Origin of the sequence: Fictibacillus arsenicus (assembly GCF_001642935.1) — a bacterium.
GTDB lineage: Bacteria > Bacillota > Bacilli > Bacillales > Fictibacillaceae > Fictibacillus > Fictibacillus arsenicus_B.
Window position 1 is genome coordinate 2,289,941 of sequence record NZ_CP016761.1, and the last position, 14,504, is coordinate 2,304,444.

A 14,504-nucleotide genomic window follows, 5' to 3' on the forward strand; every position below is an offset into this window, starting at 1 on the left:
ATCCCATGTTTTCTTGTGCCTATTATACACGAGAACTAAGAGATTCTCCAAAACGACGGGGCTGGGTTATAATAATTTCTTTTCCATAGCCTTGCTTCTTTTCTGAATTTTTATCAGAATAGACGATTGTACCTCTTACAATGACGGACATAATCTTTTCTTCAAAGCCTTCTGTTGATAGTAAACAATAATCTGCATCACTGCCAGAGAAAAGTCCGCCTTTTTGAGGATATATTCCGAGCATCTTTAAAAAGGGAAGCGGAAGCGGCTCATCTTCGTTCAAATCCTTATAAAGAGTAGGTATCTGCATATTTGCTGAAAGATCGTTCCATTTTTTGTGCCATATTTTTTTCTTCTTATCTTCTATATCTAAAGGAAATTTCGGAAAGATGACAGTACCATACGGAAAATTAGCTTCTCTGATCCTTTCCCATACTACGCGTGTCAGCTGACTGAAATCATCACAGATCAACTCAATAAAAGGGATCTTTTTCTGCTTGCAATAACGGATAATATTTGGAGTGATTTTTTCTGGTGATAAAGAGAGACCGATGCAATAATCAATTGAACTTGATATAAGCAGGTGCCGTGTTCTTTTTAATTCGTGTTCAGCTTCGTGGAGATAGTCGATCCTTGCTGAAGTTATTAATGTGGTTGTGCCGCGCTGTGTTTTCTCAACCGCCTGTCTCCTAACATCCTCTACGGTCATTTTATTGATAGACATTAGTGGCGTAATATGACCGGGTATCATCTTAAAACCATGCATCGACATTCTCATAACATTCATTCTAAGAGGCCCTTGTGATACATATGATATTTTTTGAGAATCTACTAGATAAGAAAGTACTGTATTTGTACCAAGCGATTCTAATGGGCGCTCAATAATATACCGCATAGCTCGCCTCCTTTTATCTCTTTAAGACAAGCTATGATTCTATTATAAAATATATGATAAAAGAAAAATAAACAAAAAAAGTCCTGACATGTAAGCGTTGTCAGGAAAGTATAATATGGATAGGAGTGGAGAGAAACCATATTAACTACATTATAAATAGAGTATTCTGAAAATGCAACACTTTTTTGAAAATTATGAAAATAGCCCGAGTATCTGATCGATACCGGGCTAAAATATCAGTTCACACTTTCAACAAGGGATTCTATATATGCTTCTAAATGTCCAATTATTTCTTTGTTATGTTCTTCTTCACCTATCGTGATTCGAATCATCGTTGGAAAACCGAGTGCACTTCCTGAACGGACAATGTAGCCTTTCTTTAATAGATAATTAAATGCTGAATCTGCGTCAGAATTTACATCAAGTAATATAAAGTTAGCCTCTGAAGGGTAGTAAAGAAGGTCTTTTCTTTCACAGAAAGAATAGAAGAGTTCGAGCCCCTCCCTGTTCTTCTGTTTACACTCATTAATAAAGCCCTCATCCTCCAATGCGCCTATTGCTGCTGCTTGAGCAAGTCTTGATGTATTGAATGGTTCTCGAGCTGGCTCCATACCTTTAATAATAGATCTATCCGCTATACCGTATCCTATACGGAGCGCAGCTAGTCCATGTGCTTTAGAAAATGTACGCAGAATTACTAGATTAGGATAATTCTTTAAATAATGAATGGTATTAGGATAATCATTTGCCGAAACATATTCGAAGTATGCTTCATCACTAACCACAATGACATTAGAAGGAACCTTTTTCATAAATTGAACAAAATCATTTTCGGGTATGTAGTTCCCCGTAGGATTGTTCGGATTACATAGCCAGACGATCTTTGTCTGATGATCAATTTCTTCAATCATTGAATCTAAATCATGGTTACCGTTAATTAACGGCACCTCTCTAATTTCTGCTCCTTCAATAACTGCATTGTGGCGGTATTGAGGAAAAGTGGGAGCAGCCATTACGGTGTTCGTTTCAGGAGATAAATAAGCTCGGCAAAGAATTTGAACAACTTCATCGGAACCATTTCCAAAAATAAGCTGTTCTTGTTCTACCCCTAAATAACCAGATAATTTTTCTCTAATCTCAGCTGCATATCCATCCGGATAAACTTGAAGATTTGAAAGTTCTTCTGTTATCTTATCTTTGGCTAATTTAGAACATCCATAAGGATTCTCATTGGAAGCGAGTTTGATTATTTTTTCTAATCCTAACTCACGCTTTACTTCCTCAACGGGTTTACCTGGTTTGTATGGCTGTAATGATAACAACTGTTCTTTCGGCTGCATTTTCCCACTCCTTTTTTAACGGCTATAAACAGGCAGCAACGATTCTACATACTGTTTAAACTCTCTAATCGCTTCTTCTCTGTTATTAATAAGTTCATTCTCCAGCGATTCAATCTTCTTAACGATGGCGCTTCCTACGATAAATCCATCACTTGTTCCTTCGAATTGTTCGATTTGATTTCTTTTAGACAATCCAAATCCTACTAAAACAGGAACAGCAGAATTTTCTTTAGCAGCTCTTAGGAAATCGTTCAATCCATCACGGAATTCACTTCTTATTCCAGTCACTCCAAGTGAAGAAATGCAATATAGAAAACCTTCCGCTTCACTAGAAAGCATATTAAGCTTTTCTTTATTTGTAGTTGGAGCTACTAATGAGATCAAAGCAAGGTGATGAGCTGAGCACATTTCTTTTAGATAAGAGCTTTCTTCATAAGGTAGATCTGGCACCAAGACGCCGTCAACGCCACCTTCTTCTGCTAGCGTCATGAAGCGATTTTCTCCTAATTGTAACAAAAGATTATAATAAGTAAAGATGATTACGGGAATCTTCAAGCCTCTCTCCCGCAGCTTTGAGACCAGTTTGATCGTTTTCTCCAGGTTCATTTTCTGCTTTAATCCCCTCATGCCTGCCCGCTGGATAACTGGACCGTCCGCAAGAGGATCTGAATAGGGCACGCCAAGTTCCAGGGCTGCCGCACCGCAATCTTCCAATGCTAAAGAAAGTTCTATTGTAGCCTCTTCACACGGGTCACCTGCCATAATATAAGGAACGAATCGATAATCAGCTGAATTTTGAAAAGCTGTCCATCTCTTATTCATGCTGATTCCCTCCTTCGGCTTTTTCCATAAGTGTATGAACATCCTTGTCTCCTCTGCCGGATAGGCATACGACTACTGATTCATCTTTGTTCATATTCTTTGCAAGTTTTAGGCTGTACGCTACCGCATGGGCACTCTCTAGCGCACAGAGGATGCCTTCGTTCAAGCATAAAGACTTTAACGCTTCTAAAGATTCTTGGTCGGTTACAGCTTCATACTTTACCCTTCCGGTTTCATGAAGATAAGCATGTTCAGGTCCGATTCCTGGATAGTCCAATCCTGCAGATATTGAATAAGGCTCCGTAATTTGACCTTCTTCCGTTTGCAGCAGTTTTGTAAGAGATCCATGTATCACGCCGTTTGTCCCCTTTGATAAGGTAGCAGCATGCTGATTCGTTTCTATTCCTTTGCCTGCAGCTTCTATACCAAAAAGAGGAACATCTTTATTGATAAATGGTGCAAACATTCCGATAGCATTGCTTCCTCCGCCGACACATGCAACAACTGCGCCTGGTAAGCTCCCGTCATTTTCCCGGGTAAATTGATCCATCGTTTCAAAACCGATTACCTGCTGGAAATTCTTCACCATTTTAGGATAAGGATGCGGACCGACAGCTGAGCCGATAAGATAAAACGTATCTTCAACAGCTGCCACCCATTCCCTGATCGCTTCATTCGTAGCGTCTTTTAGCGTTTGACTTCCGCTCGTTACCTCGATCACTTCTGCACCTAGAAGTTTCATACGAAAAACATTCAACGCCTGTCTTCTTATATCCTCTTTTCCCATATATACTTTGCAGGAAAGGCCGTATTTAGCGGCTACGGTCGCTGCAGCAACTCCATGCTGTCCCGCTCCTGTTTCAGCAATAATTTTTTTTTTGCCCATCCTAACCGCTAAGAGTGCTTGTCCGATGGCATTATTTATTTTATGAGCCCCAGTGTGATTAAGATCTTCACGTTTCAAATAAATCTTTGCACCTCCATTAACCTCACTCAATCGTTCAGCTAAAGTTAGAGGAGTTGGTCTTCCTGAATAAATAGCAAGTTCGTTTTGAAACCGCTCCTGAAACTCCTTGTCTTTCATGGCTTCTTCAAATGCTTTTTCAAGTTCTTCAAGTGCAAACATTATTGTTTCAGGTACATATTTTCCGCCAAAGTCACCATATCTTCCTCGGTGATCAGGTACGATTGCTGCTGACATGTGAAATCATCCTTTCCAGTTTTTTTATCCGTTCACTGCTTTTTTTCCCCTCGTATTCTATGCCTCCGCTCAGATCAACCCCATATGGATCATATTCAAGCAAGGAATTGATGTTTTCCGGGTTGATTCCGCCTGCTATAAAACACGGAACATTTTCTTTTTTTGCCTCTTTTAAAATTGCCGGCACCTGAGTCCAGGAAAACGAAATACCGGTACCTCCGAATTGCCCTTTCGATACAGAGTCAACTACAATTGCATCTGCATATTTTGCAAATACAGAAATCTGTTCGGAGATCGTGCCGCTATAAGGAATAGCTTTATAGACTAGCTTTTTTGTACGTTTCTTCAGATTAATAATCGTACTAACCGATTCATTTCCGTGGCATTGAATAATATCAAGCGGAACTTCTTTTGCCGCCGAAACCATCTCTTCTATTGAACTATTCTGAAATACACCTGCTAAAAGTTTTCGTTTTTCATGGAAACGAACCCATGACGAGACTTCTTCAGGGGTTACCTTTCTTTTGCTTTCAGCAAAAACAAAACCAATAATATCAGCTCTAGATGAAGAAAGAAGCTTGTAGTCATCCTCTGACTGGCAGCCGCAATATTTAACGTACATTACCATAGATCTCCGTTATTTTCTTTTCAATAGAATCAGCACGCATAAGTGATTCCCCTATCAGCATTCCGTTCACACCATGATCTGAGAGTCTTTTCACATCAGTACCCGATTTAATTCCGCTTTCACTGATCACTATTGTTTCTTTTTTTATATAGGGAAGCAACGAAAAGGTGTGATTGATGCTAGTAGTAAAGTTTTTTAAGTCACGGTTGTTTATTCCGATCATAGAAGGGTTACAAACTTCATAGACTTGATCGATCTCCTCTTTTGTGTGGACTTCTATTAAGCACTCAAGACCGCATTCTTCTGCAAATTTATGAAGTGCTTTTAACTTTTCTTTCGTTAAGCAAGCTGCAATCAGCAATATTGCATCTGCTCCATGTTCAACACTCTCAATAATTTGCCTTTCATCAATTATAAAATCTTTTCTCAGCAACGGAATGGAAACATGCTTTCGAATTTCTTTTAAATATTTAAGGCTTCCCTGAAAGAACTCATTATCTGTTAGAACCGATAAGCAAGCTGCTCCAGCCTCTTCATACTCTTTAGCAATGCTTACAGGATTAAAATTTTCTTTAATAATTCCTTTGGATGGTGAAGCTTTCTTCACTTCTGCAATCAATGCTGGCTTATTTTCAGATCTCAGCAGATTCAAGGCAAATGGACGATGGTCTTTTTCAATAAAATCTAAATTCGCTGATCTCGTGATCGGAGGAAGAACATCGATCTCTTTTTCTTTTTGCTGTAAGATTTTAGTTAACAAGAACTTTCTCCTCCTCTTTATTGATTGATAATAGATGTTTATATGCTTTGCCTGATCTCAGGCAGTTCTCGATCACTTCAACGCCTTCCCTGATCCCGTGAACACGGTTTGATGCAAACAATGCTGCAGCCGCATTTAGGATAACGATATTTTTTGCTGATTCATTTCCTTGACCTTTTAATATAGCAGTGATTAATTCCGCACTTTCTTGCTTATCATTTACAGTAATATCTTTTAATGAACCTCTTTTCAGCCCTGCTTCTTCTGGTGTATATGAAAATTCAGTAATTTCTCCTTTTTCAACTAAAAACATTTTTGTCTCCCCAGTAATCGAGCATTCATCCAGCCCATCTTTTCCTGTAACTAAAAGTGCTTTCTTAATACCGAGTATTTTAATAGCTTCTGCCATCGCTGCTGCAGCATTTTCATCACTTACACCAATCAGCTGATAAGATGGCGACATCGGGTTTACTAGAGGACCAATAATATTAAAAATAGTCCTAAAAGATAGCTGCCGTCTTAAGTGAGCGACTTTTTTCAATGATGGATGAAAATAAGGTGCATGTAAAAATGCTATGTCATATTTATTTAACTGTAAATTTGCTTCATAACTGTTTGTAGCCACTTTAATTCCGAGAGCTTCTAACACATCAGAACTTCCGCTTTTGGATGTGACCGCTTTGTTCCCATGCTTAGCTACTTTGATGCCAAGAGAAGATAAGATGATGCTGACCGCAGTAGATATATTAAAGGTGGATGCTCCATCACCGCCCGTTCCGCAAGTATCCATAATTTCATCCGGGCATCTTCTGCTGACTTGTTTTGAAAGTTTTCGAATCGCCTTTACAAAACCTGTGATTTCTTGAGCGGTCTCACCGCGATAGCTCATAATACTAAGAATAGAAATGGCTTCTGCATCAGTTACACGTCCATTAACGAGGCTTTCCATAAAATAAAAAGCTTCATTCTCTGTCATCGTTTCATTTTTTACTAATTTTTTATTAAGTGATTGAATCATAAGAACACCCCTTTAAACGTTTTGTTTTGTTCTGCACTGAGATAAAACAATCGTTCAAGGCGGGTTATGAAAGGATAAGATCATAAAGCACACCTCCGCAGATTACGGAGAGTGAGGGGGTAATAAGAGGACGATTCATTTATGGACCATGTACTCCTTACTATAAAAGGATACAAAAAAGCCATGCAGAAATAACCCGCATGGCATATGTACATTTCCATTCTCGGCTCTGCTCCACTCAAACTCTCTCAACTTGTCTCAACTAAGCTCTAAATACTCTAACCTATTGCTCTAAACTTATCAGTTACATTAAACCATTCATTTTAATCTGTCAACTATTAGAAAGTGAAATCCATATAATAATTGATTATTTTTTTCTGTAAAAGAATGGTTCTTCTGATTCTAATCCGTACAAACCAGGATTAAAGATCTGTTCTGTGCTCCCAACAAATAATACTCCTCCTGGACGCAATGCTTTACTGAATTTTTCATATAAAACCGCTTTTGCTTCTTCTGTAAAATAAATCATCACATTTCGGCAGACGATTAAATCAAAGTCTTTCCCGAATGGATCGGAAAGAAGGTTTTGCTTTCTGAATGTTACATGCTTTTTTATATCGTCATTTACTTTTAAACCGAGTTCCTGCTTTGAAAAATAACGCTTTTTTTTCACATTCGGGACATCTTGAGCAGCTTTTTCAAAGTAAAAACCGTTTTTTGCCTGTTCTAAAACTTGTTCATCTAAATCTGTCGCCAATATAGAAAAGTTGGAGATCCCTTTAATTTCTGAAAGCATCATCGAAAGTGTATATGGCTCTTCCCCTGTCGAACATGCTGCACTCCATGCTTTCAAAGATGAACGTTCATCTAAGAGCCTCGGCAAGATCTTTTGTTCAAGCACTTCCCAGCGAGATGGATTTCTATAGAACTCAGAAACATTAATAGTCATTCTGTCTAAAAATTCATCCAGCATAGTCCTGTCATTTGATAACGATTGATAATAGTCAGAAAAGGAACCGAAAGATCTCTTTTCTCTTAATGCGATCAGTCGCCGTTTCATTTGTGCTTCTTTATATTTTGAAAGATCAATTCCCGTCTTCAGCAAAATGTTCTTTTTAAATACCTCATAGTCCAAGTCCATTTATTTCTCTCCCGTTTGTCATATGCTGCTGCTTTGTTCACCATTCATATCCCTTATATCGGTGGACTTTAAACTTTTTTCATGTCCTCATTGAAACGCAAGGTACAGTTATTCATTTGTTTCCATAAAATGTTAAATTATATGATAACCGCTCATTTTTATGTGATTGTCACCATTTTTTATGGATTATTGCGACTTTTTATATGATAATGTCTTTTTTTATATGATTATTAAATATGAACTTAAAATTTGTTTTCTCAGAAGGAATTTCGCGGAAATCGAGCAAACTTGAGCGGAAATTAACTATTTTTCCAAAAAAAATTTTACTAAAACAGTCTAAAAAAAAATAACCGGCCCAAGGGCCGGCTAAAACGCTTTCATTTTCACATAAAAAAAATTAGATCCAAACAGAAACAGCTTTATCGTAAGAAACTAGTTCTTCTTCTTTAAAGAATAATCCGATTTCGCGCTCTGCACTTTCAGCAGAATCTGAACCGTGGATGATATTGTTGCTTACTTGTACAGCATAGTCACCGCGGATTGAACCAGGAGCTGCTTCAGCAGGGTTCGTTTTGCCCATCATGTTACGAGCAGTTAAGATAACGTCTTTACCTTCCCAAACCATTGCAAATACAGGTCCAGAAGTAATAAAGTCTACAAGCTCTCCGAAAAACGGACGCTCTTTATGCTCACCATAATGTTCTTTTGCAAGATCCTCAGAAATGTTCATTAGTTTCGCACCAACTAACTGAAAACCTTTCTTTTCAAAACGGGATACGATTTCTCCGATTAACGCACGTTGAACGCCATCTGGTTTAACCATTAAAAACGTTTTTTCCATGTATTCCCTCTCCTATCATCTATGTATAGTATATGTGGGACAAGTTCCCCAGAGAAATCGTACCAAAAATTTTTAAAATTAGCAATGGCTCAAAATTTCCGGCAAGCAATATAATCTGCTACTTTCAGCAAGCTGTCTCTTGCATCCGTGTCAGGTAAAGATCGTGCAGCCTTTTTAGCACGGTTCAGGTACTTTTCGGAGATTCGGGATGCATACTCAATCCCGCCAAGGCTTTTAATATCTTTTAATAGCTCTGCAAGAAGTTCTGAATCCTTATTTTGATAATAGAGATTCAGCTTTTCTTTAAATTCAGGATACTTGCAGATCGTGAATAAAGCCGGAAGTGTTATATTTCCTTGCTTCAAATCACTTCCTGCCGGTTTTCCAAGCTGTTTTTCTGATGCTGTAAAGTCTAAAATATCATCGGTAATTTGAAAGGCCATTCCAACACAATAACCGAACTCATAAAGCATTTTCTGAAGGGAAACATCCGCTTTTGATGTGATGGCTCCTAATTGACAGCTTAAAGCAATCAGCAAGGCCGTCTTACGTTTGATACGCTTAAAATATTTTCTTATGTTCTGATCGGTATCAAATTGTTCGTTAATCTGTTCTATCTCGCCTAGGCACATCTCTTTCATTCCTTGCGCCAGAATTTGATGTGCACGCGGAATTTCGATATCCGTCATTAACTTTAGAGCTGCAGCAAAAATATAATCACCCGTGTACATGGCGATTTTACTGTCATACTTTGCCTTAACCGTCTCTCTTCCTCTTCTCATGTCAGCATCATCTACGACATCATCGTGGACAAGAGATGCCATGTGGATTAACTCTAATGCTGCTGCAGGTTTTTTTACCTGGTGAATGTTATATGTACCAAACTGCGCAGAAAGCAGAACAAATACAGGGCGGATTCTTTTTCCCCCTGCTTTTAATAACTCCATGCCGGCAGTATGAATCATAGGCTGGTCAGAACTAACCGACACCGCGAGCTGGTGTTCTATTTGCTGTAAATCTTTTTTTAAGAATGAGTATAAGTCTTTTAACTTCACTTTTATTTCACCCTATCGCCTGTTACTTATACGAAAACTTTAAGATAGAGGGTATTGTCTGCAACAATCCGCACTCTTTAGCAAGCTGAAAATAAACACTTAGTCCTTTTTCATGTTCGCCATTAAACCCATAATTTAACCCATTAAAATATGATTCCCAAAAGGCAGCAGATCCGCCATGCTCCATGACTGCACGTTCAACAACAGGTGCAAAATTTTCTCGGAGACAGCGCTCTTTGCTCTCTGTCATACTTTGGCCAACATAAGAGAGCAACTCTCTCTTTTCTGTTTCCATCTCTTTACGATAGGCCATCACAGCAAAAACCATCGGAAGTCCTGTTTCTTGATACCAGATCTCTCCAAGGTCATACACATAATAGCTTCCGTTCTTTCTTTTGGCTGAAATTGCATCATCACCTATCAGGAGACATGCATCATACAGCTCAATCATTCTTTCGAAGTGCGGTGTTTCCACTTCGAAAGAAGGCTCAATTTTGTAAAATTGCTGCGTGATGATCTTTAATAAGGCAACAGATGTTTCAGAGCTGGACGTTAAAGCTATCCTTTTTCCGCCTAACTCTTCTAACCGATATTTCGAAAACAAAAAGATAGAATTGACTTTTCCGAAAGCAGAAACAGATAAATCTGGGATAAGGCTATAGCGTTCTGCGTTTTTCCCAAAAGAAAAAGAGGAAATCCCTCCTATGTCTACCCTTTTTTCTTCCATCAAACGGTTAATTTTAGAAGGAACGGCATCTGTTATCGATACACCGTTCTCCTTTAATCTTTCTCTGTCCAAATAAAAATATAGGGGTATGATGTTTGTATAGCTTATTTCCCCAATGTTCATAATCTATCAGTCTCCCCAGCGTGTAAACAATTCATGGTGAACACCTAAGTTATCCAAGACTTTCCCTACAAGGAAATTTACTAAATCGTCCATCGACTTAGGCAGATGATAAAAGCCTGGCATGGCTGGAACGATCTTGCCCCCAGCGTCAGTAACCTTTATCATATTTTCCAGGTGAATCTTATGGAGCGGTGTTTCTCTTGGAACTAAGATGAGTTTTCTGCTTTCTTTCAGCATAACATCTGCCGTACGCTCCAACAGATTGCCAGAAGCTCCATGCGCTATTCCTGACAAAGTACCCATCGAACAAGGTATGATAACCATTCCGTCATTCTGATAAGATCCGCTCGCGATAGGCGCATTAAAATCGCGAAGCGTATGATAATGGAAGCGTTCACTGCCAAATGAAGCAAAGCGTTCTTCCAAACAAGCTTCCCGGTCCTCAGTATTCCAAAGAAGCTCTTCTCTAAATACTTGCCATCCTGCTTCAGTCACAACAAGATGCACTTTGTGTCCGCTCTTCAAAATTTCCTGTACAAGTCTAATACCATATACAGCACCGCTGGCACCGGTAATTCCTATTGTAAAAGTTTTCATAATAAAAGGTCCCCTATTGAAAAAATAAACATAACAACACTTAAAACACCGTTCATCGTAAAGAAAGCAACATCTAGCTTTGATAGATCATGGGGCTTTACCAATGAATGTTCATATACCATGATAGCACCTGAAATAAAGACGCCAAGGTAATAAATCCATCCCATCCCTGACACTGCACCTAGTGTAATGAAAGCTATGAAACTAGCAGTATGAAGCCATCTGGCAGTAATCAGCCCTTTTGCAATGCCAAATGAAGACGGAATAGAATATAGACCATGTGACTTGTCATATTCCGCATCCTGCGTTGCATAAATCACGTCAAAACCTGCCGTCCAAAAAAGCACACCGAAAAACAATAGAAACGCTTCCTGACTTAATGTACCTGTTGCACCAACCCATCCGCCGAGGGGGGCAAGTGCAATTGTAATCCCAAGGACAATGTGGCACAGATAAGTAAAACGTTTCGTATAAGAGTAAATAACAAGAAAAAAGACAGCAAGCGGAAGCAGTTTTACAGAAAGTGCATTAAGCTGGTAAGCACTAACAAGCAATAACGCTAGAGACACTGCGATAAATAAATATACTTCACCTATCTTTAAAAGCTTTGCAGGAATAGCCCGAGTCTTTGTTCTAGGATTTGCTCCATCAATCTCTGAATCTATCGCCCGGTTAAGGGCCATCGCAGAACTTCTTGCACCAACCATAGCTAAAGTGATCCATACCCATTCCGATAGAGATGGCATGGTACCTTCTTCAACAAGGCTCCCCATTATTGTACCTAAATAGGCAAAAGGGAGAGCAAAAATGGTATGTTCAAACTTAATCATTTCTAAAATAATCTTAAATTTTTTCCACACACTTCAACGCTCTCTTCTATTGCGGTTTTTTACCTGTATGCATAGCAGCAGCACCTAATGCATACGATTTTACTTCAACTTCGGTCAAACCTGATTTTTGAAATAGATCTTTCAGTTCTTCTTTTGTCAAAAAAGCTTCAGTTGACTCTTGCAGCCAAGAGTATTCTTGATAGCTTTTGGCGAAAAGCTTACCAAAGACAGGCATTATATACGTAAAATAAAATTTGAAAACCTGTTTAAAAATTGGCACTGTCGGATGTGATGTTTCCAGGCAAACCACTCTTCCTCCTGGCTTCACTACCCTTGCCATTTCTTTAAGCGCCTGAAAATAGTCAGGTACGTTTCTGAGTCCGAAACCGATTGTTACAACATCAAAAGTGTTATCTCCAAAAGGGAGCTCCATTGCATTCCCATGTACAAATGCTACTTGGGGAAGTGAGCGTTTCTTTAATTTTTCCCGTCCAACCTTCAACATGTTTTCACTAAAGTCCAGACCTGTTACATGACCGCTTTTACCTGCAGCTTCAGCAAGCGCAAATGTCCATTCACCAGTTCCGCAGCATACATCCAGACAATTGTCACCCGGTTTGACACTGATTCGTTTCATTGTGTCATTTCGCCATCTGTTATGCTGTTTGAAGCTGATCAAATCGTTCATATAATCATATTGATCTGATATCTTTTCAAATACAGAGTGAACCCGTTCTTCTTTACTCAACATCGGATTAACCCTCTCCTAACATTAAGTCATTTTCAATACATTTATAAATGCTGCAGTCTTCGCGCTGAAAGATATGAGGCAACTCAACTCTTTTTTCTCGCAAATCTCTTTCAAACGAATTTAAAAATACTAATTGATCCTCGTTCAGCGACATTCTCTTTTCCTTGCCCTGATAGAGGGATATGAGAAGATATCGCTCTATGAACGGAATATATTTTTGCAGACCAAACGATTCAGCAGCTTTTATATACAATAAGCTTTCAATTTGACCTGCAATCTTTAAGTATTCCACGCTGCTTTTTTTGATTTTAATTTGATGCATAGAAGATTTATGTTCATTAATTTTTTGGACAGCATTTGACAGCTTTGATATCAAATCTAAATTTTCGCACCGGGACAATAACAGATAGTAGAGGCTGCTAAAATAATCTCCTGATAAAACAACGAGCTGCCTTCTCTTTTTATGTGAAGCAATGTCTTCATCGAGAATATCTTCATGCCGATCCAGAGCAGACTGTATCAAAAGTATTGAACTGAAATATTCAGCTTCAACGGCTTCATCCAATTCAAGTTCATTGAGCAGACAGTACACTATAAACACTTTCGCTTCATCAAAAACTGGAGGCTGCAGAAACTTATCGACATAACTATGCTGCATCAATAAAAGTGTATGCTGTTTTAAACGTTGAATTTTTTCCCTGTTGTTCATCATATACCTCCAAAGATACAGCGAAATGTGCCTCATTATTATAACATAGTCGCCAATTGTTTATGGATTCAATCGTTATTTCGGACATAAAGAAAACTAGGCTGACCGCCTAGCCTGTCCATCCGGCATGTATGTATCGAACATTCCTGCCAATGGTAAGTTGATTTTACTTTTAAGCTATTCTTATGATTCTGTATCTACTTCACCATGCTTAGTGTATATAACTGCTTTTCCTCTTACTTTTACAGCAGAAGTATGCTCGGTAAATTGCGCGATCATCACTTCACCTTTATCTAATTTTTCTGAGTGGTGAAATCTCGTTTCTGTTCCTCGGGTTAATCCAATTACATTTACACCATTTTCTTTAGCTTTTATAACAAAAAAGTCAAATTCTGATTTCATTATTGGAAACCCTCCTTAGTTTTTAATAAGGCTTAATACTTCTGCCCTTGCTGCTGCGTCTTTTTCAAAAACACCTCTAACTGCGGAAGTAACAGTCATGGAACCAGGCTTTTTCACGCCGCGCATCGTCATACACATATGCTCTGCCTCGATTACTACAATTACACCATGCGGTTCAAGTGTTTCAAGCAGGCTGTTTGCAATCGTTGAGGTTATTCTTTCCTGCAGCTGCGGTCTTTTTGTTACAGCTTCCACTGCTCTGGCTAGTTTGCTCAGTCCAGTAACTTTACCGCCTTTTGGTATGTAACCTATGTGAGCCTTGCCAAAAAATGGTACAAGGTGATGTTCACACATTGAATAAAAAGGTATATCTTTCACAAGTACTAATTCTTCGTGATCTTCTCCAAAAATAGTTGCAAAATGTTCTTTTGGATCTTGATTCAATCCTTGAAAGACTTCTTCATACATTTTTGCTACACGTTTCGGTGTATCTATTAAACCCTCTCGTTCAGGGTCTTCCCCAATAGCTTCAAGTATCATTTTTACTGCGGTTTCAATTTTCTCACGTTGAACTTCTGCCACGCTCTTTGTCCTCCAATTCCAATAACACAATAGCAAAATTTTAGCATACTGGTGAAAGAATAGCAAAAAGAGAAAACCCTTT

The 14,504-nt window shown here is 38.6% G+C and carries 17 protein-coding genes; all 17 read right to left on the reverse strand.

The annotated features are described in order from the left end of the window. Positions 1-22 precede the first annotated feature (22 nt). The 17 genes from ABE41_RS11790 to folE all read right to left on the reverse strand — a co-directional run bounded on the left by ABE41_RS11790 (position 23) and on the right by folE (position 14,422). Positions 23-895 carry a hypothetical protein gene (locus ABE41_RS11790; RefSeq protein ID WP_066290440.1) on the reverse strand — a complete coding sequence of 291 codons (873 nt, stop codon included), beginning with the start codon at positions 893-895 and terminating at the stop codon, positions 23-25. Positions 896-1,131: 236 nt separating this feature from the next. Continuing rightward, a complete protein-coding gene (gene hisC / locus ABE41_RS11795; protein WP_066290443.1) occupies positions 1,132-2,235 on the reverse strand; it encodes a histidinol-phosphate transaminase in 1,104 nt (367 codons plus the stop codon). Positions 2,236-2,250: 15 nt separating this feature from the next. Beyond that, positions 2,251-3,057 carry a tryptophan synthase subunit alpha gene (trpA, locus tag ABE41_RS11800; protein WP_066290446.1) on the reverse strand — a complete coding sequence of 269 codons (807 nt, stop codon included), beginning with the start codon at positions 3,055-3,057 and terminating at the stop codon, positions 2,251-2,253. Next, positions 3,050-4,258, reverse strand: a complete 1,209-nt coding sequence (gene trpB / locus ABE41_RS11805) for a tryptophan synthase subunit beta (protein WP_066290448.1) — start codon at positions 4,256-4,258, stop codon at positions 3,050-3,052. The genes trpA and trpB overlap by 8 nt, the downstream gene beginning before the upstream one ends. Then, complete coding sequence (locus ABE41_RS11810; RefSeq protein WP_172827356.1) at positions 4,236-4,880, reverse strand: phosphoribosylanthranilate isomerase; 645 nt, start codon at positions 4,878-4,880, stop codon at positions 4,236-4,238. Before ABE41_RS11810 ends, trpB begins: the two co-directional genes overlap by 23 nt. Beyond that, positions 4,870-5,646: an indole-3-glycerol phosphate synthase TrpC gene (gene trpC, locus ABE41_RS11815; RefSeq protein ID WP_066290455.1), complete on the reverse strand. Its 777-nt coding sequence runs from the start codon at positions 5,644-5,646 to the stop codon at positions 4,870-4,872. Before trpC ends, ABE41_RS11810 begins: the two co-directional genes overlap by 11 nt. Next, positions 5,636-6,664, reverse strand: a complete 1,029-nt coding sequence (gene trpD, locus ABE41_RS11820) for an anthranilate phosphoribosyltransferase (protein ID WP_066290456.1) — start codon at positions 6,662-6,664, stop codon at positions 5,636-5,638. The genes trpC and trpD overlap by 11 nt, the downstream gene beginning before the upstream one ends. A gap of 367 nt (positions 6,665-7,031) precedes the next feature. Continuing rightward, positions 7,032-7,805 (reverse strand): CheR family methyltransferase, encoded by a 774-nt coding sequence (locus ABE41_RS11825; RefSeq protein ID WP_066290457.1) that lies wholly within the window; start codon positions 7,803-7,805, stop codon positions 7,032-7,034. Positions 7,806-8,202: 397 nt separating this feature from the next. Continuing rightward, the gene (gene ndk / locus ABE41_RS11830) at positions 8,203-8,646 is read right to left on the reverse strand and encodes a nucleoside-diphosphate kinase (RefSeq protein ID WP_066290459.1); all 444 of its coding nucleotides are present in this window, start codon (positions 8,644-8,646) and stop codon (positions 8,203-8,205) included. Positions 8,647-8,735: 89 nt separating this feature from the next. Further along, positions 8,736-9,701 (reverse strand): polyprenyl synthetase family protein, encoded by a 966-nt coding sequence (locus tag ABE41_RS11835; RefSeq protein WP_066290462.1) that lies wholly within the window; start codon positions 9,699-9,701, stop codon positions 8,736-8,738. Positions 9,702-9,723: 22 nt separating this feature from the next. Further along, on the reverse strand, positions 9,724-10,551 hold the full coding sequence (locus ABE41_RS11840; RefSeq protein ID WP_066290464.1) for a menaquinone biosynthetic enzyme MqnA/MqnD family protein: 828 nt from the start codon (positions 10,549-10,551) through the stop codon (positions 9,724-9,726). Between the two features lie 6 nt (positions 10,552-10,557). Continuing rightward, the gene (locus ABE41_RS11845) at positions 10,558-11,148 is read right to left on the reverse strand and encodes a UbiX family flavin prenyltransferase (protein WP_066290466.1); all 591 of its coding nucleotides are present in this window, start codon (positions 11,146-11,148) and stop codon (positions 10,558-10,560) included. Then, complete coding sequence (locus ABE41_RS11850; RefSeq protein ID WP_083207779.1) at positions 11,145-12,008, reverse strand: UbiA-like polyprenyltransferase; 864 nt, start codon at positions 12,006-12,008, stop codon at positions 11,145-11,147. Before ABE41_RS11850 ends, ABE41_RS11845 begins: the two co-directional genes overlap by 4 nt. Positions 12,009-12,024: 16 nt before the next feature. Next, positions 12,025-12,729: a demethylmenaquinone methyltransferase gene (locus ABE41_RS11855; RefSeq protein ID WP_066290468.1), complete on the reverse strand. Its 705-nt coding sequence runs from the start codon at positions 12,727-12,729 to the stop codon at positions 12,025-12,027. Positions 12,730-12,733: 4 nt separating this feature from the next. Continuing rightward, on the reverse strand, positions 12,734-13,438 hold the full coding sequence (locus ABE41_RS11860) for a heptaprenyl diphosphate synthase component 1 (RefSeq protein WP_066290470.1): 705 nt from the start codon (positions 13,436-13,438) through the stop codon (positions 12,734-12,736). Between the two features lie 183 nt (positions 13,439-13,621). Beyond that, positions 13,622-13,840 (reverse strand): trp RNA-binding attenuation protein MtrB, encoded by a 219-nt coding sequence (gene mtrB, locus ABE41_RS11865; protein WP_066241872.1) that lies wholly within the window; start codon positions 13,838-13,840, stop codon positions 13,622-13,624. A 15-nt stretch (positions 13,841-13,855) separates the two neighbouring features. Continuing rightward, positions 13,856-14,422, reverse strand: coding sequence for a GTP cyclohydrolase I FolE (gene folE / locus ABE41_RS11870; RefSeq protein ID WP_066290471.1), 567 nt, complete (start codon positions 14,420-14,422; stop codon positions 13,856-13,858). Positions 14,423-14,504 lie beyond the last annotated feature (82 nt).